The following is a 22,234-nucleotide window of genomic DNA, read 5'->3' as shown; positions in this document are numbered from 1 at the left end:
GCGCATCGACGCGAAAAAAGCCGCAGGCAACCGTCGCCGGTTTACCGCAGCTTTCAAACGCCTGTCGAAATCCCCGCCGACCTATCCGTACAGCCTGCCGCGCAAAGTCAGGCTCTATCTCGGACGATGGGGTGTGACGGCGATATAGGATCGGGGCCCTGTTTTGTCAACGCGGCGACGACAGGAACCTCAGCGATCGAGCCCGTCGATCTTGCGTTCGATCCGCTCCAGCCGCGCGGCGATATCGCCGCCAGCGCCGCCCGGCGGCGCCGGCAGGTTCAGCACCGGCATCACATAGATGGCGACGCGACGCCGGATTTCCAGCGGATCGTCATAATCCTCGGCACCGAGCACGAGCATCTGGTGGAGCAGCCATTCGATCAACCGGTCGAGATCGTCGGGCGGCGCCCAGCCGCCCGAGGCGATCGCGCCGTCGAACATCGACCGCACCAGCGCCCCGGTGATCGACTTGTGCGCCGCGAGGAAGATCGAGAAATCGTCGTGGAGCAGCCCGTCCTGCGCGACCTTGTGGATCCACGGGGTGTTGCAAATGCTTTCGATCCCGCCCGCGATCACCTGCTCCAGCCGGTCCTCGATCGGCCCCAGCCCGACCGCGATCTTCGCCCCCTGCTCCAGATACGGTCCCGCCAGATGCTGGAGCAACGCGAGCAGCAATCCGTCGCGGTTGCCGAACCAGCGATAGAGCGTCGCGCGCGACACCCCCGATTCGCGCACGACATGATCGATCGTCGTGTCGTGAAAACCGATGCGCGACACCACCTCGGCAGTAGCGTCGAGCACCGCCGCGCGCGCTGCATCGCCGCTCGCGGGGCGCAGATTTGGGCCGAGACTCGCGATTTTTCCCTCCATCGTTGAGACGCGCTGGCTAGCATATCCCACCCTATGAGGCAAAATGTTGCATCTATCTCACTTAGTGTGATAAGTGGGCCTCAATGTCTCGCGGACGAACAGACCGGCTCCAGCCGGTGGCGCGCGATGGAGGGAGAGCAAAATGAGAATGACGCACGGACTGTTTTTGCTGCTGACCAGCGCCAGCATCGCGATCGCCACCGGCGCCGCGGCACAGGAAGCGCCCGCCCCCGCCCCTGCCGACGCGGAGACGACGCAGGGCGGCATCGAGGATATCGTCGTCACCGCGCGCCGCACCAGTGAGGTCGCGCAGACGATTCCGATCGCGATCACCGCCTTTGGTGCGCAGCAACTGACCGACGCCAATGTCGAGGGCATCGCCGACATCGCCAAGCAAACCCCGAACTTCTTCGTCCAGACGTCGAGCGCCGACCCGACCGGTGTCCTCCTGACGATCCGCGGCCAGTCGCAGCAGGATTCGATCCTGACCATCGAATCGCCGATCGGCGTCTATGTCGACGGGGTGAACTACATCCGCTCGTCGAACCTCGAAACCGCGCTGTTCGACACCGAACGCGTCGAGGTGCTGCGCGGGCCGCAGGGCACGTTGTTTGGCAAGAACACCACCGGCGGCGCGATCAACATCACGACGCGCCAGCCCGACCTGTCGGGCGTCGGCGGCTATGTCCAGGCGAGCGGCGCGACCCACGACCGCTACGATATCGGCGCGGTGTTCAACCTGCCCGTCGTCACCGACAAGCTGGGTGTGCGCCTCGTCGGCCGCTGGCTCGACAACGGGTCGCTCGGGGTCAACGGCCTGAACCAAGGCATCGGCGGGCGCGAGCAGATCGCCTTTCGCGCCAACACGCTGTTCACCCCCAACGATGCGGTCAGCTGGGCGATCTCGGCCGATTACACCCGCACCAAGGGCGACGGACCGGTCAGCAAGCTCGCCTTCGTCAGCCCTTTCCCCAGCCCCGCCGCGGGCACTCCCAACCCCGCCCCGGCGCTGATCGACATCGCGATCAGCCAGGGCATCCTCAACCCGGCGCTGCTCGCCGATCCGGTCGCCAACGGCCCCGCGATCGGCGCCGCGCTGGCGCAGGCCCGCACGCTTTTCGCCGGTCTCGTCGACCGGCGCGGATTTTACGACAATGATGCAACGGGCGCGCAGGGCATTTATGCGCGCACCTATGGCGTCAGCTCGAACCTGGCGGTTGAGCTGACGCCAGATTTGTCCTTCCGCTCGATCTCGGCGGCGCGCTGGCTGAAACGCTGGCTCGACGTCGACCTCGACGCTTCGCCCTTCCCGCTGCTCGAGGCGAGCCTTTCCAGCCACGCCAAGAATCTCAGCCAGGAATTCCAGTTCAGCGGCACTATCGGCCAAAGCCTCGACTGGATCGTCGGCGCCTATTTCAACGAGGAAACCGGCCGCGACTTCTCGCGTGCCACAGCGCTCGGCACGATCAACGCGACCAATCCGAACATCACCGACGGCTTCGTCAAGAACAGTAGCTGGGCGGTGTTCGGCCAGTTCAACTATGACCTGACCGATGCCTTGCGCTTCACCGGCGGGCTGCGCTGGACCGAGGAAAGCAAGGAATTGCGCTCGTTCAACCGCTCGTCGGGCGGCGCGGTGTGCAACATCCCGCCGGCGCTGCAACTCGGCGGCACCTGCCAGGCGGTCTTCAAGGACGGCTTTTCGGATTACAGCTATCTCGCCAGCGTCGACTGGACACTGCGGCCGGGGCTCTTGGTCTATGCCCGCACCGCGCGCAGCTTCAAGGGCGGCGGCCAGAATCTGCGCGGCACCGGCAGCGCCGACAGCTTCGCCGCCTTCGCCCCCGAAACCGTCACCGATTACGAAGTCGGGACAAAGGCCGATCTGTTCGACCGGCGGCTGCGCATCAACGCCGCGATCTTCCAAGCGAACTACAGCGACATCCAGCGCACGATCGTCCAGGCCTCGCCCGGCGGCGCGATCGTCAGCCTGGTCACCAACGCGGCGCGCGCGCGGATCCGCGGCGGCGAGCTCGAGGTCACCGCGATCCCGCTCGACGGGCTGACCCTGTCGGGCAGCCTCGGGGTCAACGACGCCAAATATCTCGACTTCACCGACGTCACCGGCGACCGCTCGAACGAACCCTTCCAATTCCCCAAATACAGCTACCGCCTCGGCGCCACCTACGCGGCGCCGCTCGATTTCGGCGAACTCAGGCTCAGCGTCGACTGGACCTGGCGCAGCGCGACCCAGCTCGTCGGTTCGGCGATCTACCGCGACAGCCTGCGCCAGCCCGCCTACGGCCTGCTCGGCGCCCGCGCGTCGGTGGATATCGAGAGCATCAACAGCCAGATCGCGATCTTCGCGACCAACCTGACGGGCAAACGCTATGCGGTGTCGGCGGTGCAGTTCGACAACAGCCTGGGCTTCAACAGCCTCTACGCGGGCGAACCGCGGGTGATCGGGGTGCAGTTGACGACGCGGTTCGGCGGGGAGTGAGCACGGCCGCCGCGGTCGCAACGCCGCTCTCATAAGCTTCGTCATTGCGAGCGAAGCGAAGCAATCCAGAGCGGTTTACGCCGCTCTAGATTGCCGCGTCGCTTCGCTCCTCGCAATGACGAGACTTGAGTGGCAGCCCCCGCGCGCGCCGACCGACGTCAGAAAATCCCCTTCAACAAATTCGCCGGATTCTTCCGCAACGCCGCCTCTTCGCCCGCCATATATTGGAAAATGCCTTTCAGCGCCTGCTCGGTCACCGACTTGGTCAGCCCGTCATGCGTCAGCCCCGCCGACGCCAACAGCGAATTGCCCTTCGACAAATCGTCGAGCTGGCGAAAGGCGCCGACATTCTGCAGCGCCGATCCGACCAGCGGCGACACTTTGGTGAACAGCACGTCCCCCGCGCTGGTCTGCAGATAGCGCGTCGCGCCATCCTTCTTGGTCACCAGCGCGGGTGCGTCGGACCAGCGCAGGTCGTCGATCGCGGCACGAAAAACCGGCTTCGCCTCGCCCGCGGCCTTGCCGCCGGCGTCGTTCAGGCTTCTGGTCAAATTGGTCGTCAGGCCCAGCTTGTCGCCCATGCCGAACAGCTTCGACGCCATTTTTCCGCCCGCCCCCGGCAACAGGATGCGCACAGCCTTGTCGGCGTAAAAGGCCCCCGGCTGCGCCAGTTTGTCGAGCGCCCCGTCGGACGCGTTGCCGATCAGCGACTTCACGCCGCCGTTCGGCGCCTTGGCCATGGCGAATGGCGTCACCGCGAGCGCCAGCATCCCGGCCGCCCCCGCAAACAGCGCCCGGCGCCGCATTTCCGTCTCGTCCCACTCCATGACGCACTCCTGCTCGGGCCTGCCGCAATCGACGGGCCGGTTGTAGCAGCAAAGCGTTGGCCGCCATAGAGCGTCGGTGAGACGGATGACGTCCGCTAACGACCGAAGCCAGCCCTAAAAATCCTCCCTGCGGCGCAGCCGTGGGGAGGGGGGCCGCCGCGCAGCGGTGGTGGAGGGGCGGTGGCCTTGCGCCAGCCTTTGACGGCGTCGGCCCCTCCGTCAGCGCTGCGCGCTGCCACCTCCCCATCGCTGCGCGACAGCGAGGAGCGGCGACGCCCGCTTTCTACCCCTTCTCGTCCGCGCGGCTCCGAGCGGGGCGATGACGGCAAACGATCGGTTGCGGACGATGGATTCCTGGCCCATTCAAACATGTAATGGGTATTGTTGCGAGAGCGTAGATGTTGCGAGACAAACAGCGAGCGGTCATCGTGGCCGCAATCCTTTCGGTCGCCGCCTCCCTCTCCATGCTGGTGAGCACTTTTGTGGCCCCGGAATTTCCCATTTGGCCCATTATGGCGTGCAATTGGCTGCTCTTCATGTCTGTAACTTGGCTCGTCGGCCACCAGGTGAGCTTATTCGGACAATGCAAAGGCATCGGTCGCGTCAACCGGAACATCTGGCGCGTGGTGATACTTGCCTTCTCCGGTTGTGGCTTCGTCGCGATAGCCAATGGCGCAACCATCATCTGAAATTACTGACGGCGCCCCACCCCAAAGCCGACCTCACACCCCGTCAAGCCGCCATGCGCAGCCGGTTCCGTCCTTCGCGCTTGGCGGTGTAGAGCGCGTCATCGGCGCGCTGGAGCAGTTCCTCGACGCCGGTCTCGCCGGCATAGACCGCGACGCCGATGCTGACCGTCGCCGGCGGACCGTCGTCGTCGGCGCGGCCGTTCAAGGCCTCGACCGCCTGCCGCACCCGCTCGGCGACCAATTCGGCGGCCTGCGCGCTCGACCGTTGCAGCACGCAGACGAATTCCTCGCCGCCATAACGGCCGACCATATCCTCTTCGCGCAGCGACGCCTTGGCGCGCTGCGCGACGCGGCGGATCACCGCGTCGCCGACGCCATGGCCGTGGATGTCGTTGATCCGCTTGAAATGGTCGATGTCGAAGATCGCGACCGCCAGCGGCGCACCATTCTCCCGCGCGCCGACCAGCGCGCTCTCGAGGAAGGCGAGCGTGTGGCGGCGGTTCGGCAATCCGGTCAGTGCGTCGGTGTTCGCCGCGGCCTCGGCATCGCTTCGCGCCGCTTCGAGCATGCGGGCGTTCTCCACGGTCTCGGTCACATCCTGGATCGTGCCGAAGATGCCCACCGGCTTGCCGCCACGGCTCATTTCGATCGAGCCGTGCGACACGATGTCGCGCACCTCGTCGTCGGGGCGGATGATCTGGCCATGGAATGCGAAGGATGTGCCGTCGGCGACCGCCTTTTCCAGCGTCGCGCGCATCCGGTCGCCGTCCCCGGGCATATAACGGTCGAGGCTGCCCTGAACCGTCATCGGGGTGTCGGGTTCCAGCCCGTGGATGCGATAGGCCTGATCCGACCATTGGATCGTCCAGCGGACAAGGTCGACGCGCCAATGGCCGACGAGCGCCGCCGCCTCGGCCTGGAGCAGCCAGCGGTTGCTCTGCTCGAGCCGTTTTGCCAGCCGTTGCCGCACCACGAGCAGCGCCGCGAGCGGCAGCGCGGTAAACAACAGGGTCAGCAGATAGAATTGCAGGAACAGGACGATCGTCGTCGGCGCGGCGTCCATGTTGGCGATCGGGCCGAGCCCGTGCCCGGTCATCCACGACGCGACGATCGTGACGATCAGCACGCTGGCCGCGGCGCCGAACGGGCCGAGACGATAGGAAGCCGCGACCACCGCGACGCACGGCAGGAAGGTGACCGGGAATTCGGCCTGCGAAAAACAGACCGTGGTGATCGCCGCCGCCGCGGTCAGTATCGCGGTCGCCTCGACGGTCCCGGCGCGATTGCTGTTGCCGAGCGCGCCCGCTCCGGCAAGCCGCGCGAGCATGACGATCGGCGGGGTGACGATCAGCATTCCCAGCCCGACGGTGGTCAGCCACGACCGGAAAAAATCGAAACCGCCACCGGTCAGCAAGGTCGCGATACCGGCGCTGGCGCAACTGGCGGTCAGCGCCGCGATACAGAAATTGCCGACCGAGCGCGGCACCATGAACGACAATATGCCGCGCTCGCGGCGATTGATCATCCACAGCGCGACGCTACCCTCGACGGCATTGGCCAAGGTGAAGGCGGCCGACAGCGACAGCGGGGCGCCGCCAAGCATATTGGCGCTGACACTCGCACCCGCCATGCCGACAAGGGCGCCGATCCGCGCGCCGGCCGGCGCCAGCAGCAGCATCGCGAGCAGATAGCCCGACGGCGGCCACACAGCGGCGATATTATCAGCGCCCTTGGTCGCGGCAAGCGACAGGCTGGCGAGCAGGAAATAGCCCAGCGCCGTCAAAAGCGACCAGAACAGCGTCTCGACCTTGGGGGACATCGACCGCGTCATGCCGCAAGACTGATCGAAATTGGCAAAGAAATCGATAACATAAGCGCCGCCGCCCTGGATTTGCGACGAAATGCCGGTCGCGGCGCCGGCGGTCAGGCCACCCCGCCGAAGGTCAGCCCGACGACCTGTGCGACCATCGCCTCGTCCCAGTCGATGCGGCGGTCGAGGATCAGCATCGCGAGGCCGTGGACCAGCGCCCAGGCGTGCAGCGCGGCAACATCGGGGTCCTTCACCCCCGGCAGCGCCTCGCCGACCCCGGCACGGAGCAAATTATACGCCACTTCGCCGCCGTCGTCTTCGCCATCCTTGCGGTCGGGCATCTGGCGCGTGAAGCTCAGGCGGAACAACGCCGGTTCGTCGTGCGCGAACCGCACATAGGTGGCGCCGGTCGCCTTGAAGCCCGCGACCCCGCCGCCCGCCTTCAGCCACGCCTGCGCCTGCAGCGCGCCGAGCCGCCGCAATCCCTCACCCGCGAGCGCGTCGAGCAGCGCCTCCTTGTCGGGGAAATGGCGGTAAAGCGCGGTCGCGCTGACCCCGACGTCGCGCGCCAACGCGCGCAGCCCCAGTTCGCCGTCGTCGCCGGCTTCCAGCCGCTTGAGTCCCGCCGCGATCACCGCCGCGCGCAGGTCGCCATGATGATAGGTGCCCGCCGCTTTCGCGCCGTCGCTTTTTATGTTGACACTGTTATCTTTGCTCGCCATCATGTTGTCACTGTAAACATATCGAGTCGCCCACGCAACCCCACGTTGCGCGGCACCTTCGCCAACTTCCGTACGGAGCTTCATCATGGCCAGCAACGTCGAAACCATCATCCGCGGTGCCGTCACCAAAACCATCGGCAAGGTCGCCGATTTCAACCGCAAGCGCCTCCCCCGCCCCACCGACGCGCATCCCTTCCTGACCGGCATCCACCAACCGATGACCGAGGAATTCACGCTCGAGGAACTGCGCGTCGACGGCGAAATCCCGGCCGCCCTGACCGGCCGCTACCTGCGTAACGGCCCCAACCCCGCGATCGCCCCCGATCCCGCCAGCTATCACTGGTTCACCGGCGCCGGCATGGTCCATGGTATCCGCATCGCGAACGGCAAGGCCGACTGGTATCGCAATCGCTGGGTGCGCGGCAGCGAGGCCTGCGAAGCCCTCGGCGAAGATCTGCCCCCCGGCCCGCGCGAAGGGCGCAACGATGCCCCCAACACCAACGTCGTCGGCCTCGCGGGCCGCACCTTCGCGATCGTCGAGGCGGGCGGCAAGCCGGTCGAACTGGGTTACGAATTGAACACGATCGCTCACAACCCGTTCGACGGCAGCCTCGCCGGCGCCTTTACCGCACACCCGCACCACGACCCCTTCACCGACGAAATGCACGCGATCACCTATCGCGGCGACGAGCCGAATAAGGTCTGGCACGTCGTGCTCGACAAGGATGCGCAGGTCGTCCGCGAACTGGCGATCCCGGTGAGCGACGGTCCGTCGATCCACGATTGCGCGATCACCGAAAATTATGTGCTGGTGCTCGACCTGCCGGTGACCTTCTCGATGAAGATGCTGCTGGCGGGCTACCGCTTCCCCTATGCGTGGAACGACGCGCATCAGGCGCGGGTCGGCCTCCTCCCCAGAAAGGGCGGCGCCGACGACATCGTCTGGGTTCCGGTCGAGCCTTGCTATGTCTTCCACCCCGCCAACGCCTTCGAGACGGCGGACGGCAAGGTGATCGTCGACGTCGTCGCCCACGAAACGATGTTCGCAAGCTCGAAGCGCGGCCCCGACAGCGAAAAATCGCGCATGGAACGCTGGACGATCGATCCCGCGGCCGGCACGACGACCCGCACCGTGATCCACGATCATGCGCAGGAATTCCCACGCTACGACGAGCGGCTGACGACCCGGCCCTATCGCTACGCCTACAGCGTGGCCATTCCCGATGCGCAATCGAGCGAATGGGCACTGGCTGAAACGCGACTGTTCCGCCACGACCTCGATGCCGGCACCACGACGGCGCATGACTTCGGCCCTGATCGCCACCCCGGCGAATTCGTCTTTGTCCCGCGCAGCGAAAATGGTGCCGAGGACGATGGCTGGCTGATCGGTCTCGTCGTCGACATGAACGACGAGACCACAGACCTCGTCATCCTCAACGCCGACGATTTCACCGGCGCGCCGCAGGCGGTGATCCACCTGCCGCACCGCATCCCGCCGGGGTTCCACGGCAATTGGGTCGCCGACTGACGCCCAAACCACTGAAACGGGACAATTTCGAGACCGGCGTCACCCAGTTGACGCCGGTCCCTTTTTTCCGCCATGAGGGTCACCATAAAGGAGATTCCGCATGGCCCGTTTCACCCGCCTCGCAGCCGTCGCTGCCGGCCTCACCTTGCTGGCAAGCCCGCTTGCGGCACAGGATAAGTCCAAGACGATCGAAGGCACGTTGACCCTGTTCGAAGGCCAGAAGTTCGACGGCGATTCCTATCGCCTCGAAAAGGACGAACCGTCGCTGCAGCACGACTTCCTCGTCGGCAGCATCGCCGTCTACCCCGGCGAAACCTGGGAATTGTGCGACAAGCCCAAGTTCAAGGGCAATTGCCTGACCGTGTCAGCCAACGAGACCGGCATCGGCAAGGCGATGATCAAGTCGGCCCGCGTGGTCAAGGCCAAGTAATAGATCCGCGTCCGGTCGCTGCGGCGGCCGGCGCTTTTCCATGATCGCCTCGGTCGCGCGCAGCGACCGGTCGTTGTCGACGTCGATCGCGGTCGCGCCGTCGCGGACGATCAGCGCCGCGACCTCGACCTTCAGATGCCTCGAGATGCGGCCGAAGATGTGATGGATCGGCCCGAGGCCGAAGCGGAAGCGGAGCAGGTTGATCAGGCCGAACGCCTGCATCACACGCACCGGTTTCTTGACGAACTGGCCGCCGCCGCGAAATGCCTCGGCTGCTTTCAGCGCTCTGCGATGGCCGATCCAATAGGCGTTGCAGTTCGACACCGCGACGTCCGAAAATTCGTAAAAGCGCCGCTGGCCCTCAGGATGCGCCGCCAGCACATCCTCACGCCGCGCCAGCGCCACCCCCGCCTCGGCACCGAGGCGCGCCGCTTCGGCGCTGATTTCGGCGATCGTCGCGGGGGTCAGCAGGCAATTGTCGGCGGTCGTAACGAGCAGCGGGAAATCCGCCTGTTCAGCAACAGCGAGTACGGAATCCGCCAGATTGTCGGAAGCGGGCACGAACACCAGGCGATCGCCGAGGCTGTCGACGACGATATCGCCAAGATCGTCGGCCAGTCCTTCGTGATGGCTCGACACGAAGATGCGCGCCGCGTCGGTCGCGGCGGCGCTGACGAGCACATGCGCGACCATCGGACGGCCTGCAACGGGCACCAGGCATTTGTCGGCGACGCCATGCGCCTCGGCGAGGGCGTCGACCGCGCCGGGCCGCCGCCCCGCGAGGATGAGGATAGAACCGAGGCCCGTTTGCTGTCCGCTCATGCCGCGTCCCTCCGCGCCGCCGCCGGCGCCAACTGGCGGAGCATGCTTTCGGCGACGATCGTCTCGATCAGGTCGGCCTGGGTAAATCCGGCAGCGACGGCGGCGCGGCCGAAGACTTTTTCGGACCAGAGATTGCAGTTGAGGTTCACCTCGAGCAGCCGCACCTCGCCGGTCGCGAAGTCGACGCGGAACTCGAAACGCCCGAAATCGAACGGGCGGAAGACCTCGGCCATCTGCGCGGTCATCGCCGCGATGCGCGCACCGATTTCGGGTTCGTCGAACAGTTTGAGGCTATATTTGGCGCTGCGGTCGACCAGGTCGCGCTTTTCCTGATAGGTGCGCAGGTGCGTCGGATCGGCCTGTTCGAAGATCATCATCGGCAGCATCGCGGGTTCGCCGTCCAGCGTAATCACCGGTACCTCGACATCGCTGCCGGTGATGAAGGGTTCGACGATCGCATCATGGTCGAGTGCGTGGATTTCGGCGACCGCCTGCGCGAGTTCGATGCGATCGTGCGCGTCGCGGATGCCCCATGACGCCGAGCTGTTGTTCGGCTTGATCACCCAGCGCGAGGCGGGCGGGCAGCGCGACACGTCGACCGTCGCGCCGCGGCGGAACAAGGCCCAGGGCGCGGTCGGCACGCCGCGCGCGGCCGCCTCCAGCTTGGTCAGATGCTTGTCGTCGGAGAGTCCGCGCACGATCGGCGAGGCGCCGACATAGGGCAGGCCCATGCGGTTGCAGAGCAGGGGCAGCAGCATTTCCGAATTGAAGAAGCCACCCCGGTTGAGCAGCGGAAAGACGAAATCGGCATCGGGTCTGTCGAACAGCGCCGCATAGCTGTCAGCGATGACAAGCGGGACACCAAGCCCTTCCAATATCTCGCGAATCTCGCGGTGATAGAGGGCGTGGTTGCCGTCCTCGGGGTGCAAGGCGCCGGTCCAGCGCGCATGTTTGGCGATGAAGAGCAGCCGCTGTTGGCGGATGGCGTCGGGCAGCCGCGTGGGCTGAAGAGAGGTGGTTCGCATAAGGCGGTTCGACCACACGGAGGTTGCAGCGGCATGACCTTTCGGTGACGGCGCTGAAACCAAAACGCCAAATCTCTGTCATGTTGGGGCGGTAGACATCGGTCTTGCCCTCCCCTTGCCAGGACCGCGCTCCCGATGTTGCTCAACGCGATTCCCGCCGACGAACCCCGCCTTCCGCCCGCCAAACGCTACGCAGCGCGGCTGGCGACCGCACTCACCAGCGGCGGCGATGCGCGGATCCGCCCCGACGCCGACGGTCGCAACCAATATCATGCCAGCGTGCTGCCGTCGGACGCACTCGCCTATGGCTCGTCGACGATCAGCAGCATCTCGGACCACGCCTTTCATACCCTGCTCGATCGCTGGCATCACGGGCTCGACCGCCCCGTCGCCGAGGGCGATTATGCCGAGGCCCTGGCGATCCTGCGCTTCAAGCTGGTCGAAGCCTTTGGGACGCCGGACACCGCAGTGGTGTTCGCCGCGTCGGGCACCGACCTCGAATATGCGGGACTTGCCGCGGCCCATGACGGGCGACCGCTCACCGCGATCCTGCTCGGGCGCGACGAAGTCGGCAGCGGCTGCGTCCACAGCGCCGCGGGGCGCTTTTTCGCCGACGAGACCGCGACCGGCGCGCGGGTCGTCGCGCAATCGGCGATCGATCCCGCCTTTGCCGGCACCGAACTGGTCGATGTTCCCGTGCGCGACGCCGCCGGACGACCGCGCGCGTCGAGCACCGTCGCCGACGACCTCGCCGCCGCTGCGCAGCGAGCGATCGCAAACGACCGCCGTCCGGTCGTCCATGTCGTCCACGGGTCGAAATCGGGACTGACCCTGCCGGTCCTCGCCGATGTCGAACGGATCGTCGCGGCCTTCGGCGACGCGGTGACGATCGTCGTCGACGCGTGCCAGCTGCGCGTCGCGCCTACGACGATCCGCCGTTACCTCGCGCTCGGTTGCGTCGTGTTGATGACCGGATCGAAATTCGCCGGCGGGCCGCCGTTCAGCGGCTTCGCCCTGATCCCCGACGCGGTGCGGGCCAGAGCCATGCCGCTTCCCGACGGTTATCGCCGCGTCGCGACGCGCGCCGAATGGCCGGCGGACTGGCCGGGGGCCGATCGTTTGCCGGCGTCGGGCAATTTCGGCCTGCTCCTTCGCCTGCAGGCGGCGATGATCGAGATCGAACGCTTTGCCGCGCTGCCCGCGCCGCAGGTCGATCATATCGCCGCACGCTTCGGCCATCATGTCGGCCGGATGGTCGCGCGGCTCGAACTGCGCGACGTACTGGACAGCGACGGCAAAGACAGGACCGCGCCCTGCCTCGCCGCCGCGACCCTGCGCACGCTCGACCTCTCCGCACGCTGGACGACCTGCGATTTCGATCAGGCGCGGGCAATCCATCGCCATATCGCGCGCCAATCGCGCCAATGGCTGGGTCGCGAAATCCGCCTGGGCCAGCCGGTGCGCACGCATGGTCTGGCCGATGGCCGCGCCGCCGGGACGCTGCGGCTTTCGCTGTCGATGCCGATGATGGTCGAGATGGCGACACTCGACGATGCGGCGCTCGACACCCGGTTCGACCGTGACATGGGGCTGATCGGCGCAGCGATTTCCGCCGCGGCGGCGGCAATGGATTCGTCGCGCCCGCCCCAACACGCCTGACCGCGATTCCGACGCCGCAAGGCGCCGAAACGAGTCGGAATCATCGCCGCGCCGTCCGGCTGCCACGGTTCATCGTGAAAATCGCCGCTATTCGGCAGCATTTTTTGCGTGCCGTTCGTTGGCCCTTCACTATGACGAAGAACATTCCCCTCTCCCGCCCCGCCACGTGCGCGATTGCCGCGTTCCTGGTTCTGTCCAGCCCCAGCGCTTTCGCGCAGGAAACCACCGCACCCGTGGCCGAGCCGGTCGCCCCGCCGGTGATGGTGCCGCCGGTCGCGCCGACGACGGCTCCGGCGCCGGCAATGAGCGCCCCGGTCGCCGCACCGACGCAGCCCGCGCCGGTGATCCGCGTTCCCGTCGATATCGAACCCGCTCCCGCTCCGGTCGCCAAGGCGACGCCGCGCGCCGCGCCCAAGGCCGCCGCGCGTCCGACAGCAACGGCACGCACCGCCGCGCCCGAACCGGTTGCAGTTGCGCCCGTCGCGGCTGTCTCAAGTGCAGCGATTCCCGCCGAAGCCGCGGCCAGCACCTTGCCCGTGGAAAGCCTGCCCCCGGGCGCGCCGACGGTCGATCCGGTTCCGACGCCGGTCGCCGATGCGGCACCCGCCACTGACGGCTTTCCGTGGGAGCTCGCCGGTGGTGCCGCCGCGCTGCTGATAGTCGGCGGTGCCGCGCTGGCTTTCAGCCGCCGTCGCCGGACGCGCGAGGCATGGACCGAATCGACGGTCGAATATGCCGATGTCCCGGTAGTGGAACCCATCGCCCCGGCGGCGGTTCGCGAACCCCTGATCGCTCCGGCAGCGCCCGCCTATGCGCTGCGCGACGAACAGGTCATCGCGCCCCCCGCGCCAGCCCAGCGCTCGACGCCGGCCTTCGCAGCCGCACCGAGCGGCAGCATGGGACGCCACGAGGCGCTGGCAATGGTCGGACCGACCGCCAACAACCCGTTCCTGACGCTCAAGAAGCGCCTGAAGCGCGCCCGTTTCCATGACCGCAAGGAGCGGATGGAATATGATGGCTTGATGGATCAACCGCAGGTCGCGCGCCAGCCGGTCAGTGCGTGGGAAATCGCCAACCGTCCCGAACCCGCGCTTGCCAAACAGACGACGCGCCGCCCCGATCAGGCGCCGCTCTTTCCCGGCCGGCTTCGTCCCGGGTACGTCGGCAGCTAGTTAACTGCCTGAAGTATCCGGAAACAGAAAAGGGCGGCGCCGCGAGGCACCGCCCTTTTCCTATTCCAGCCTGCGCCCCCGCGAAGGGGCCCGGACAAGAGCTTACTTCAGTTCGACGGTACCGCCGGCAGCGAGAATCTTCGCCTTCAGCTCTTCGGCTTCCGCCTTGTTCACGCCTTCCTTGATCGGCTTCGGCGCGCCTTCGACGAGCGCCTTGGCTTCGCCAAGACCCAGGCCGGTGATCGCGCGGACTTCCTTGATGACGTTGATCTTGTTGCCGCCGTCACCGGTCAGGATGACGTCGAATTCGGTCTGCTCTTCAGCAGCCGGGCCGGCAGCAGCAGCGGCCGGAGCGGCAGCAACAGCAGCGGCAGCCGAAACGCCCCACTTTTCTTCGAGCAGCTTCGACAGGTCAGCCGCTTCGAGGACGGTCAGGGTCGACAGTTCTTCAACGATCTTTGCAAGATCAGCCATGTTCATTCTCCATCAGAGCCGGGATATCCCGGCAGTAGTTCAAGGGGTTAGTTCGAAATCACGCTGCTTCTTTGGCGGCATATGCGCCAAAAACCCGCGCCAGCTGGCCCGCCGGGGCTGCGGCAATCTGCGCAACCTTGGTGGCCGGAGCCTGCACCAGACCGATGATCTTGGCGCGCAGCTCGTCGAGCGAGGGAAGCGAAGCAAGCGCTTTGACGCCATCGACGTCGAGCACCACGTCACCCATGCCGCCGCCAACGATCTCAAGCTTGTCGTTGGTCTTGGCAAATTCCACCGCGATCTTTGCAGCCGACACCGGATCGGTGGAGGTTGCGAGCGCCGTGGGACCGGTCAGCAGTTCGCCGATGCCGGTGTAGGACGTGCCGTCGAGCGCGATTTTGGCAAGACGGTTCTTCGTGACGCGAAAGTCGGCCCCGGCATCACGCATCTGCTGGCGCAGCACCGTCGACTGAGCGACGGTCAGACCCAGGTTGCGGACGACCACAACCGAGGCAGCTGACGACAGCGTAGCGTTCAGCGAGGATACGGCTTCGGCCTTTTCCGTACGATCCATGCCTATACTCCACTCTGTGCCCGGTACCGCGCGCAAGCGCGCGCCGCCGGGCGGCTAAAACACGCAAAGGCGGCAGCGAGCCAAAGCTCGCCTGTCCTTTGCGCAACGATGTCCGATGGGGTCGGTCAAGCCGCGTCACCTGAAACCAGGCGGGCGACCGATAAAGACTGTTCCCCGTCTCGGCTGGAAATTAAGAAGGGCATATTCCCTTCACCAACTGTCTCGGACGGAATCGCCGCTGCCGGAGCAGCGACAATGTGCGGTGGCCAATAGCGTCGGCGCTCGGGAAGTCAAGGCCGATGCGCCGCCTGGCCGACTCCGTTCCCCGCCCGGGACGGCAAGAGATCAGCCAACCCCAAGACAAGCCTCCTTTAATCTGATAAGTTGTCACAACTTGATGTCACTCCCCCCGTGCATCTTCCATGTCGACAGGAGGGATCATTGGGTTTTTCGGATATGTTCGGCGGTCGACGTGCGGCACAAAAGCTCGCCGACGACCTCGACGCATTGCAACAGATGAAGCTGAAACACGGGGACAACACACGCCCCGAACTGGAACGGCGCGCCGCCGATCGCGGCCTGAACGGCCGGGACCGGCGCCACTGGCAACGCCTGCTGGCACTGGCCCGGGAAGAAGGCCTTTGACGCCTCGCGGCGCATCGGTTCACAAAAGCCGCAGGATCATGTCCGGAAAATTTGCGGACGCCCCTTGTGCAGCCATTCATAAGATATATCTTAGAGCTATCGGAAATAGCTCTAAGGACCATATGATGTTTTACGGAAAGATGGAAGGACGCGGCTGCGGCATGCGCCGCGCGATGCACAACGGCGGACACGGACGGGGCTTCGGCCATGGACGCGGCTTCGGCGGTCGCCACGGACATGGAGGCGGCGACGATGGCCGCCGGTCGCGGCGGCGGATGTTCGACAGCGGCGAACTGCGGCTGGTGCTGCTCCGGCTGATCGCCGACGAACCGCGCCATGGCTATGACCTGATCCGCCGGATCGAGGAACTGACCGGCGGGGCCTATGCCCCCAGCCCCGGGGTCATCTACCCCACCCTCACCCTGCTCGACGACATGGGCCAGATCGCCGCGCAGCAAAGCGAAGGCGCCAAGAAATTGTTCGCGATCACCCCCGATGGCGCAGCCGAACTCGACGCGAACAAGGATATCGTAGACGCGTTGCTCGCGCGGCTGGCCGAGGTCGGCGAAGAGCGGCAGCGGACCGATGGCGGATCGGTCCGCCGCGCGATGGGCAATCTGCGCCAGGTGCTGCTCAATCGGCTCGGCGACCGCGACATCGACGAGGCAAAGCTGCACGAAGTCGTCGCGCTGATCGACGAAGCCGCGCAGAAGATCGAACGGCTGTAAGGAGCAACGGATATGACGATATCGGCAACCGCCAGCGTGCCCACCGCGCATGCCGGCAAATATCTCCAGCAACTGTGCAAGCATTGGCAGCACAACCTCGCGGTCGAATTCACCGCCGACCATGGCACCGTTACCTTTCCCAAGGACGCTCGCGGCGCCGAGTGGCCGGGCGACGGGCTGGTGACCTTCGATGCCGGCGCGGATGCGCTGGCGGTCCGCATCGATGCCAGCATCGACGGCCAGCTCGAGGGTTTGAAGGGTGCCGTGGCGCGCCACCTCGATCGCTTCGCCTTCCGCGAAGCGCCGCTGACGTTCGACTGGAAGGCGGCCTAGGCCCGAAATATCGTTTTTCGATAATATCGATTGACGATAAGGACGACTCGCAATATTGTTCTTCGATAAACAACCTATCGGAGAACGATATGCCCGCTCAACATTCCACATTGCTCGGGGTCACCCGCGGCCTGCTCTGGCTCATGCTGGGGCTGGTGGCGGCGGCCACCGTGCTCGTGCTCGTCGTCGGCATCGCGCTGGTCGCCGCCTGGCCCGACGTGATGGTCGAGCTGAAGAACAGCAAGGTCTTTGTCGACCCCGGCATCATCCAGTCGCAACTGCTCTGGATGATGGCCGTGCTGGCGGCGATCCTGGCGGTTGCCGTCTATGTGCTGCGCCAGTTGCAGGCACTGGTCGCCAGCGCCGCGACCGGCGATCCCTTCGTCCCCGCGAATGCTCGGCGCCTCCGCCGTATCGGCTGGGGCCTTGTCGCGGCGCAGCTGCTGGCGATCCCGCTCCACATGATCGCGAGCAGCGTCGCGGCGGCGCACAGCGAATTTGCCGGCATGGGCGGGCTGTCGCTGAACAACATCCTCGCCATCCTGCTCGCCTTCGTCCTCGCGGCGGTGTTCGAACAGGGCGCAGCGATGCGCGACGAACTGGAAGGAACCGTGTGATGGCGATCGTCGTGAAACTGGACGACCTCCTCCACGCGAAGCGGATGACGCTAACCGACCTGTCCGAGCGCATCGGCATCACGCTGGCCAATCTGTCGATCCTCAAGACGGGCAAGGCCAAAGCGATGCGTTTTTCGACGCTCGAGGCGATCTGCACCGAACTCGGGTGCCAGCCGGGCGACCTGCTCGTCCATGAGGCCGATGGCTGACCGCGCGGGAACGCAAATCCCGCTCCGGCGTTGAGATGAAAGGCGGTCGCTTTCGGCCGCCTTTCGCATGTGCCGAGAAAGGAATTTTTGTGACCGATGCCCAAGGGCTGCTTTGCCCGACCTGCCGCGTGAATCTGACGATGTCCGAACGGCAGGGGATCGAGATCGATTATTGCCCGCAATGCCGCGGCGTCTGGCTCGATCGCGGCGAACTCGACAAGATCATCGAGCGCAGCGAAGCCGCGACCGCGCCGCAGCAGCAGGCCGCGCCTCCGCCCCAGCAGCCGCAATATCGCGAGCAGGAATATCGCGGCGGCGAGCGCGGCTATGACGACCGCCACTATGGCAAGCCCTACAAGAAGAACTACAAAAAGAGCTTCCTGAGCGAGCTTTTCGACTGACGATCAGCCCGCGACGGCATTTCGCCGGGCATAGAGGAAATAAACGCCCAGCCCGGCGATATTCCAGATGAAGAACCAGATCTGGGTCTGCGCCGGCAGGCTGAAGAACAGATAGATGCAGCCGAGCACCGCGATGCCGCCGACCACCCACGGCAGCGGCGTGCGGAAGGTGCGCGGCGCATCGGGCGCGCGGACACGCATGATCAGCATGCAGACCGAAACGGCGGTGAAGGCCGCGAGCGTGCCGGCATTGGCGAGCGCGGCCAACTCGTCGAGCGGGATGAAGCCCGCGAGTACCGCGACGACAAGGGCGGTGAAGATGGTGATGCGCACCGGCGACCCACGCGACGACAGCTTGGCGAGGCCCTTGGGCAGCAGGCCGTCGCGGGCCATGGTGAAGAAGATGCGGCTCTGGCCGTAGAAAAACGCGAGAATGACGGTCGGCAGCGCGACGACCGCCGAAACGCCCAGATAATAGGCCGCGTTCGGGCTGCCCAGATCGCGCAGGATCAGCGCCAGCGGCTCGGGACTGTTGGCGAATTTGCTGTAGGAAATGGCGCCGACCGCCGCGACCGCCACGGCGACATAGATCAGCACGCAGACGATCATCGACCCGACGATGCCGATCTTGAGGTCGCGGTCGGGGTCTTTCGCTTCCTCGGCGGCGGTCGCGATGGCATCGAAGCCGTAGAAGGCGAAGAAGATGATCGCCGCCGCCGCCATCACCCCGCGCTCGACCCCGTCGGGACCGATATGCTTGGCGAAGCCATAAGGGCTGAAAGGTTCGAGATTGGCGGCGTCGAAGGCGGGCAGCGCCACCGCGACGAACACCGCCAGCGCGATGATCTTGACGACGACGAGGATCGCATTGACCGTCGCGCTTTCGCGGGTGCCGAACAGCAACATGCCCGCGACGAGGGCGATGATCGCGATCGCCGGCAGGTTGACGATGCCACCAAGTTCGGGACCCTGCATCAGCGCCATCGGGACGTCCGCCCACGCTTGTAGCAGCGGCGCCGCATAGCCCGACCAGCCGACCGCGACCGCGCTGACCACCAACGAATATTCGAGGATCAGGCTCCAGCCGACGATCCAGGCGATGAGTTCGCCGATCACGACATAGCTGTAGGTATAGGCGCTGCCCGACGCGGGGATCATCGTCGCCATTTCGGCATAGGCGAGCGCGGCGCAGGCACAGATCAGCCCCGCGACGGCAAAGGACAAAATGACCGCGGGTCCCGCCTTGTCGGCACCGACGCCGATCAGCGTCAGGATGCCGGTGCCGACGATCGCACCGACGCCCAGGGCGACGAGATGTGGCCAGCCGAGCGTGCGCGCGAGCCTGTGCCCCTCCTGCTGTTCCGGAACGATGGTTTTGCGGCGCAGCAGGCTGTCGGTCATTCGGGCTCCCCTATTTTCGTTGCTTGTGAAACGGGATCGGGGAGAAGGCAAGCGGAGCCATTAACCCGGGCGCGCCACCCTATGCGCACGCGCCGCCAGCCCTGCCGCCAACAGCACCGCCAGCGCGTAAGCGAGCGGCGCCGACCACAGGACCACCCGCGCCCCGGCGACCGCGCCGGCAACCAGCGCAGCCCACAGCCAAAGATGCGCGAACCAGCGCCCGTCGCCCGTACCCCGCAGCGCATTGGCGATCTTGTGCCCCATCTGCACCAGCGTGCCGGTCATGTAAGTGACGCCGACGACGGCGCCGTCCTGCCCCTCGATTGCGGCATTGACGACCCCCATGGCGAAGGCGAGGCAAAGGACAGGCGACCAGCCGGGAAGGATGGAACGCAATCCGATCGCCAGCACGAGCAGCAGCGCGACGAGCGCGAGCACGCAAGGCGACCGCCGCGAACCGGCACGCGCGGCAACGAGCGAGCCCGTCACCACCCCCGCGACGAAGGTCGCGATGATGCCGCCCGCGACCATCGCCGCGTCGCTCCATTGGGCGAGACCGACCGCCAGCCGGGTCGAATTGCCCGTCATGAAGGATACGAAAAAGCCCGACGACTCCACAAAGCCGATCGCATCGACGAAACCGGCGAGGATCGCGATCCCAACCGCCAGATGCTGATGGGTGCGGTCGAAACGGATCATCGCGTCAGAGCAAAGCCTCGATCGCCTCGGCCAGTTTCGCATCGCGCGCCGACAATCCATCGGCATCGTGGGTTGTCAGCAGAATGTCGACGCGGTTGTAGACGTTCGACCATTCGGGGTGATGGTCCATCTTTTCGGCGATGATCGCGACGCTGGTCATGAAACCGAAGGCTTGCGCGAAATCGGCGAACTTGAAGCGGCGGGTGATCGCATCGCGCTGCGGCTCGTGTGTCCAGTCGGGAAAGCGCGCCAGCAGGGCATCGCGCGCGGCATCGTCGAGTTTCTGGATCATCGCTTCGTCTCCCCGCTGGTAATGGCGCGATGCTCCCCATAAGGAAGGGCGCGATGAGCGACAAGACCGCCCTTTCCTCTCTTCCTCCCGGCTGGACCGGCACGGCGCCCGATACCGACGCGCTGTTCGCGATGGCCGAGGCGGCGCTGGACAGCCTGCCCGCCGTGTTCGCGCCGCATATCCAGGATGTGGTGATCGCGATCGAGGAATTTGCCGACGACGACGTGTTGAAGTCGCTCGACATCGAGCATCCTTACGACCTCACCGGCCTCTACGAAGGCCGCCCGCTGACCGAACGCAGCATCGACGCGAGCGGTGGCATGCCCGACCGCGTCACCCTCTATCGCATCCCGATCCTCGTCGAATGGATCGAGACCGGCGAGAAACTCGACCGGCTGGTGCGCCATGTGCTGATCCACGAAATAGGCCATCATTTCGGCTTTTCCGACGACGATATGCACGCGCTCGAGGACATGGCGTGACAGTATTGCTGCGGCTCGACCGGGTGGCGTGCATCCGCGGCGACCGGCTGTTGTTCGAAGAGCTGTCGCTGGCGCTGGCGCCCGGCGAGGCGCTGTGGCTGCGTGGCCCCAATGGCGCCGGCAAATCGAGCCTGATCCGCGTTGCGGCGGGGCTGCTGCGCGCCGCCGCGGGAACGGTCGAGCGCTTCGGCCGGGTCGCGCTGATCGACGAGGCCTCGGCGCTCGACGCCGAACTGCCGCTGCGCCGGGCGCTCGATTTCTGGGCACGGGTCGATACCGTTGACGGTCATACGGTGGATCGCGCGATGGAAGCGATGGCGCTGCATCCGCTGGCCGAGGTGCCGGTCGCGATGCTGTCGACCGGACAGCGCAAGCGCGCCGCGATGGTCCGGGTGGTCGCCAGCGGGGCGCCGATCTGGCTGCTCGACGAGCCCGCCAACGGCATGGACGATGCGGCGCAGGCGCGGCTGGTCGCGGCGATTGCGATGCATCGGGCCAATGGCGGCGCGGTGATGCTGGCGTCGCATTTCGCGCTGGGCGTCCCCGATCTGGCCGACCTCGACATGGGGGCGCGGGCATGACGATGCTGATCGCCCTGTTCTGGCGTGACCTGCGGCGGGCATGGGGTAGCGGGGCGCTGTGGCTGCCGGTGCTGTTCTTCCTGCTTGTCGCCACTGCCTTTCCCTTTGCGGTCGGCCCCGATGCCCCTTTGCTCCAGCGCGCGGGCGGCGGGATGGCATGGGTTGCGGCGCTGCTCGCGGCGCTGCTGCCGATCGACCGGCTGGTCCGTCCCGACCGCGATGCCGGGGTGCTCGACCAGCTCGCGGTGCGCGGGGTCGCCGACGAGGTGATCGCGGCGGTGAAGATCGGCGCGCATGCGGTCGGCTTTGGCCTGCCATTGCTGATCGCCCTCCTCCCCGCCTCGGCGCTGCTGGCGCAGGATGCGGGGCGGATGGAGACGCTGGCGACGGGGATCGCTATCGCCATCCCCGCCCTCGCCTCGCTGGCGGTGCTGAGCGCGGCGCTGACTGCGGGTCTCAAGGGCGGAAGCGCGATCGGCGGGCTACTGGTGCTGCCGCTGGCGGTGCCGCTGCTGATCTTTGGCGCCGGCATGCTCGACCCGTCGGGGCGCGGGGCGATCAAACTGCTGGCGGCGGTGAGCCTGTTGCTCACGGCGATCGGGCCGTTTGCGGCGGGCGCCGCGTTACGAGGCTTGCGCGAATGACAAACGCCGGCGGATCGCGAAAAACCGGCCCGGTTTGGCCTTAAAGCCACAAAAGCCCCGCATGGCCGCGTCCGAATTGTATCCTTTGTGGCTTTAAGCG

26 protein-coding genes are annotated in these 22,234 nt (G+C 66.2%); 15 read left to right on the top strand and 11 right to left on the bottom strand.

From position 1 onward, the window contains the following. Positions 1-189: 189 nt before the first annotated feature. Positions 190-870 (bottom strand): TetR/AcrR family transcriptional regulator, encoded by a 681-nt coding sequence (locus EEB18_RS17570; protein WP_187138897.1) that lies wholly within the window; start codon positions 868-870, stop codon positions 190-192. Positions 871-1,012: 142 nt separating this feature from the next. Here EEB18_RS17570 and EEB18_RS17565 point away from each other — a divergent pair, with 142 nt between their 5' ends. After that, positions 1,013-3,370 carry a TonB-dependent receptor gene (locus tag EEB18_RS17565; RefSeq protein WP_187138898.1) on the top strand — a complete coding sequence of 786 codons (2,358 nt, stop codon included), beginning with the start codon at positions 1,013-1,015 and terminating at the stop codon, positions 3,368-3,370. Positions 3,371-3,528: 158 nt separating this feature from the next. Here the strand turns inward: EEB18_RS17565 and EEB18_RS17560 are convergent, their stop codons facing one another. Further along, complete coding sequence (locus tag EEB18_RS17560) at positions 3,529-4,197, bottom strand: DUF4197 domain-containing protein (protein ID WP_262407984.1); 669 nt, start codon at positions 4,195-4,197, stop codon at positions 3,529-3,531. Between the two features lie 398 nt (positions 4,198-4,595). Here EEB18_RS17560 and EEB18_RS17555 point away from each other — a divergent pair, with 398 nt between their 5' ends. Next, positions 4,596-4,886, top strand: a complete 291-nt coding sequence (locus tag EEB18_RS17555) for a hypothetical protein (protein ID WP_187138899.1) — start codon at positions 4,596-4,598, stop codon at positions 4,884-4,886. 43 nt (positions 4,887-4,929) lie between these two features. Here EEB18_RS17555 and EEB18_RS17550 read toward each other — a convergent pair whose 3' ends face one another. After that, entirely contained in the window at positions 4,930-6,717 is a 1,788-nt protein-coding gene (locus EEB18_RS17550) for a sensor domain-containing diguanylate cyclase (protein ID WP_187138900.1), read from the bottom strand. A gap of 92 nt (positions 6,718-6,809) precedes the next feature. Beyond that, on the bottom strand, positions 6,810-7,418 hold the full coding sequence (locus tag EEB18_RS17545) for a TetR/AcrR family transcriptional regulator (protein WP_262407983.1): 609 nt from the start codon (positions 7,416-7,418) through the stop codon (positions 6,810-6,812). Between the two features lie 85 nt (positions 7,419-7,503). Here EEB18_RS17545 and EEB18_RS17540 point away from each other — a divergent pair, with 85 nt between their 5' ends. Together EEB18_RS17540 and EEB18_RS17535 are read left to right on the top strand one after the other, a co-directional pair. Beyond that, positions 7,504-8,946 (top strand): carotenoid oxygenase family protein, encoded by a 1,443-nt coding sequence (locus EEB18_RS17540; RefSeq protein WP_187138902.1) that lies wholly within the window; start codon positions 7,504-7,506, stop codon positions 8,944-8,946. A gap of 100 nt (positions 8,947-9,046) precedes the next feature. Continuing rightward, positions 9,047-9,376: a beta/gamma crystallin-related protein gene (locus EEB18_RS17535; RefSeq protein WP_187138903.1), complete on the top strand. Its 330-nt coding sequence runs from the start codon at positions 9,047-9,049 to the stop codon at positions 9,374-9,376. Here the strand turns inward: EEB18_RS17535 and EEB18_RS17530 are convergent. Together EEB18_RS17530 and EEB18_RS17525 are read right to left on the bottom strand one after the other, a co-directional pair. Then, a complete protein-coding gene (locus tag EEB18_RS17530) occupies positions 9,311-10,198 on the bottom strand; it encodes an NTP transferase domain-containing protein (protein WP_187138904.1) in 888 nt (295 codons plus the stop codon). The genes EEB18_RS17535 and EEB18_RS17530 overlap by 66 nt on opposite strands. Further along, positions 10,195-11,223 (bottom strand): phosphoribosylglycinamide synthetase, encoded by a 1,029-nt coding sequence (locus tag EEB18_RS17525; RefSeq protein ID WP_187138905.1) that lies wholly within the window; start codon positions 11,221-11,223, stop codon positions 10,195-10,197. The genes EEB18_RS17530 and EEB18_RS17525 overlap by 4 nt, the downstream gene beginning before the upstream one ends. A gap of 135 nt (positions 11,224-11,358) precedes the next feature. Between EEB18_RS17525 and EEB18_RS17520 the strand changes: the two genes are divergently transcribed. Continuing rightward, positions 11,359-12,882: a hypothetical protein gene (locus EEB18_RS17520; protein WP_187138906.1), complete on the top strand. Its 1,524-nt coding sequence runs from the start codon at positions 11,359-11,361 to the stop codon at positions 12,880-12,882. A 233-nt stretch (positions 12,883-13,115) separates the two neighbouring features. Continuing rightward, positions 13,116-14,054, top strand: coding sequence for a hypothetical protein (locus EEB18_RS17515; protein WP_187138907.1), 939 nt, complete (start codon positions 13,116-13,118; stop codon positions 14,052-14,054). A 102-nt stretch (positions 14,055-14,156) separates the two neighbouring features. On the opposite strand, the gene rplL is transcribed toward EEB18_RS17515, so the two are convergent. Together rplL and rplJ are read right to left on the bottom strand one after the other, a co-directional pair. Continuing rightward, on the bottom strand, positions 14,157-14,528 hold the full coding sequence (gene rplL, locus EEB18_RS17510; protein ID WP_056348362.1) for a 50S ribosomal protein L7/L12: 372 nt from the start codon (positions 14,526-14,528) through the stop codon (positions 14,157-14,159). 58 nt (positions 14,529-14,586) lie between these two features. Then, the gene (gene rplJ, locus EEB18_RS17505; RefSeq protein WP_056348365.1) at positions 14,587-15,102 is read right to left on the bottom strand and encodes a 50S ribosomal protein L10; all 516 of its coding nucleotides are present in this window, start codon (positions 15,100-15,102) and stop codon (positions 14,587-14,589) included. Between the two features lie 441 nt (positions 15,103-15,543). On the opposite strand from rplJ, the gene EEB18_RS17500 reads away from it, so the two are divergent. The 6 genes from EEB18_RS17500 (at position 15,544) to EEB18_RS17475 (ending at position 18,035) form a co-directional block, all read left to right on the top strand. Beyond that, positions 15,544-15,747 (top strand): hypothetical protein, encoded by a 204-nt coding sequence (locus EEB18_RS17500; RefSeq protein ID WP_156377715.1) that lies wholly within the window; start codon positions 15,544-15,546, stop codon positions 15,745-15,747. A 161-nt stretch (positions 15,748-15,908) separates the two neighbouring features. Beyond that, a complete protein-coding gene (locus EEB18_RS17495) occupies positions 15,909-16,475 on the top strand; it encodes a PadR family transcriptional regulator (RefSeq protein ID WP_187138968.1) in 567 nt (188 codons plus the stop codon). Positions 16,476-16,487: 12 nt separating this feature from the next. After that, positions 16,488-16,808: a DUF2218 domain-containing protein gene (locus EEB18_RS17490; protein ID WP_187138908.1), complete on the top strand. Its 321-nt coding sequence runs from the start codon at positions 16,488-16,490 to the stop codon at positions 16,806-16,808. Between the two features lie 89 nt (positions 16,809-16,897). Then, positions 16,898-17,425, top strand: coding sequence for a DUF2975 domain-containing protein (locus tag EEB18_RS17485; RefSeq protein ID WP_187138909.1), 528 nt, complete (start codon positions 16,898-16,900; stop codon positions 17,423-17,425). Beyond that, the gene (locus EEB18_RS17480) at positions 17,425-17,634 is read left to right on the top strand and encodes a helix-turn-helix domain-containing protein (protein WP_187138910.1); all 210 of its coding nucleotides are present in this window, start codon (positions 17,425-17,427) and stop codon (positions 17,632-17,634) included. Before EEB18_RS17485 ends, EEB18_RS17480 begins: the two co-directional genes overlap by 1 nt. A 140-nt stretch (positions 17,635-17,774) precedes the next feature. Next, positions 17,775-18,035, top strand: a complete 261-nt coding sequence (locus EEB18_RS17475) for a zf-TFIIB domain-containing protein (protein WP_410468136.1) — start codon at positions 17,775-17,777, stop codon at positions 18,033-18,035. A 3-nt stretch (positions 18,036-18,038) separates the two neighbouring features. Here EEB18_RS17475 and EEB18_RS17470 read toward each other — a convergent pair whose 3' ends face one another. Genes EEB18_RS17470 through EEB18_RS17460 form a run of 3 tightly spaced genes read right to left on the bottom strand, consistent with a single transcriptional unit; the run spans position 18,039 to position 20,427 of the window. Further along, positions 18,039-19,436 carry an amino acid permease gene (locus EEB18_RS17470; protein WP_056348379.1) on the bottom strand — a complete coding sequence of 466 codons (1,398 nt, stop codon included), beginning with the start codon at positions 19,434-19,436 and terminating at the stop codon, positions 18,039-18,041. 60 nt (positions 19,437-19,496) lie between these two features. Continuing rightward, entirely contained in the window at positions 19,497-20,135 is a 639-nt protein-coding gene (locus EEB18_RS17465; protein WP_187138911.1) for a YoaK family protein, read from the bottom strand. Positions 20,136-20,139: 4 nt separating this feature from the next. Next, positions 20,140-20,427: a 4a-hydroxytetrahydrobiopterin dehydratase gene (locus EEB18_RS17460; protein ID WP_187138912.1), complete on the bottom strand. Its 288-nt coding sequence runs from the start codon at positions 20,425-20,427 to the stop codon at positions 20,140-20,142. A 53-nt stretch (positions 20,428-20,480) separates the two neighbouring features. Here EEB18_RS17460 and EEB18_RS17455 point away from each other — a divergent pair, with 53 nt between their 5' ends. The 3 genes from EEB18_RS17455 to EEB18_RS17445 are packed head-to-tail and all read left to right on the top strand — an operon-like array spanning position 20,481 to position 22,134. Beyond that, positions 20,481-20,909, top strand: a complete 429-nt coding sequence (locus tag EEB18_RS17455) for a metallopeptidase family protein (RefSeq protein ID WP_187138913.1) — start codon at positions 20,481-20,483, stop codon at positions 20,907-20,909. After that, entirely contained in the window at positions 20,906-21,490 is a 585-nt protein-coding gene (ccmA, locus tag EEB18_RS17450) for a heme ABC exporter ATP-binding protein CcmA (RefSeq protein ID WP_262407982.1), read from the top strand. The genes EEB18_RS17455 and ccmA overlap by 4 nt, the downstream gene beginning before the upstream one ends. Beyond that, complete coding sequence (locus EEB18_RS17445) at positions 21,487-22,134, top strand: heme exporter protein CcmB (RefSeq protein WP_056348396.1); 648 nt, start codon at positions 21,487-21,489, stop codon at positions 22,132-22,134. The genes ccmA and EEB18_RS17445 overlap by 4 nt, the downstream gene beginning before the upstream one ends. The last annotated feature ends 100 nt before the right edge of the window (positions 22,135-22,234 follow it).

The organism is Sphingopyxis sp. OPL5 (genome assembly GCF_003797775.2).
Taxonomy (GTDB): domain Bacteria; phylum Pseudomonadota; class Alphaproteobacteria; order Sphingomonadales; family Sphingomonadaceae; genus Sphingopyxis.
Note: the sequence above shows the minus strand (reverse complement) of the source record. Positions and strands in the feature narration are given on the sequence as shown.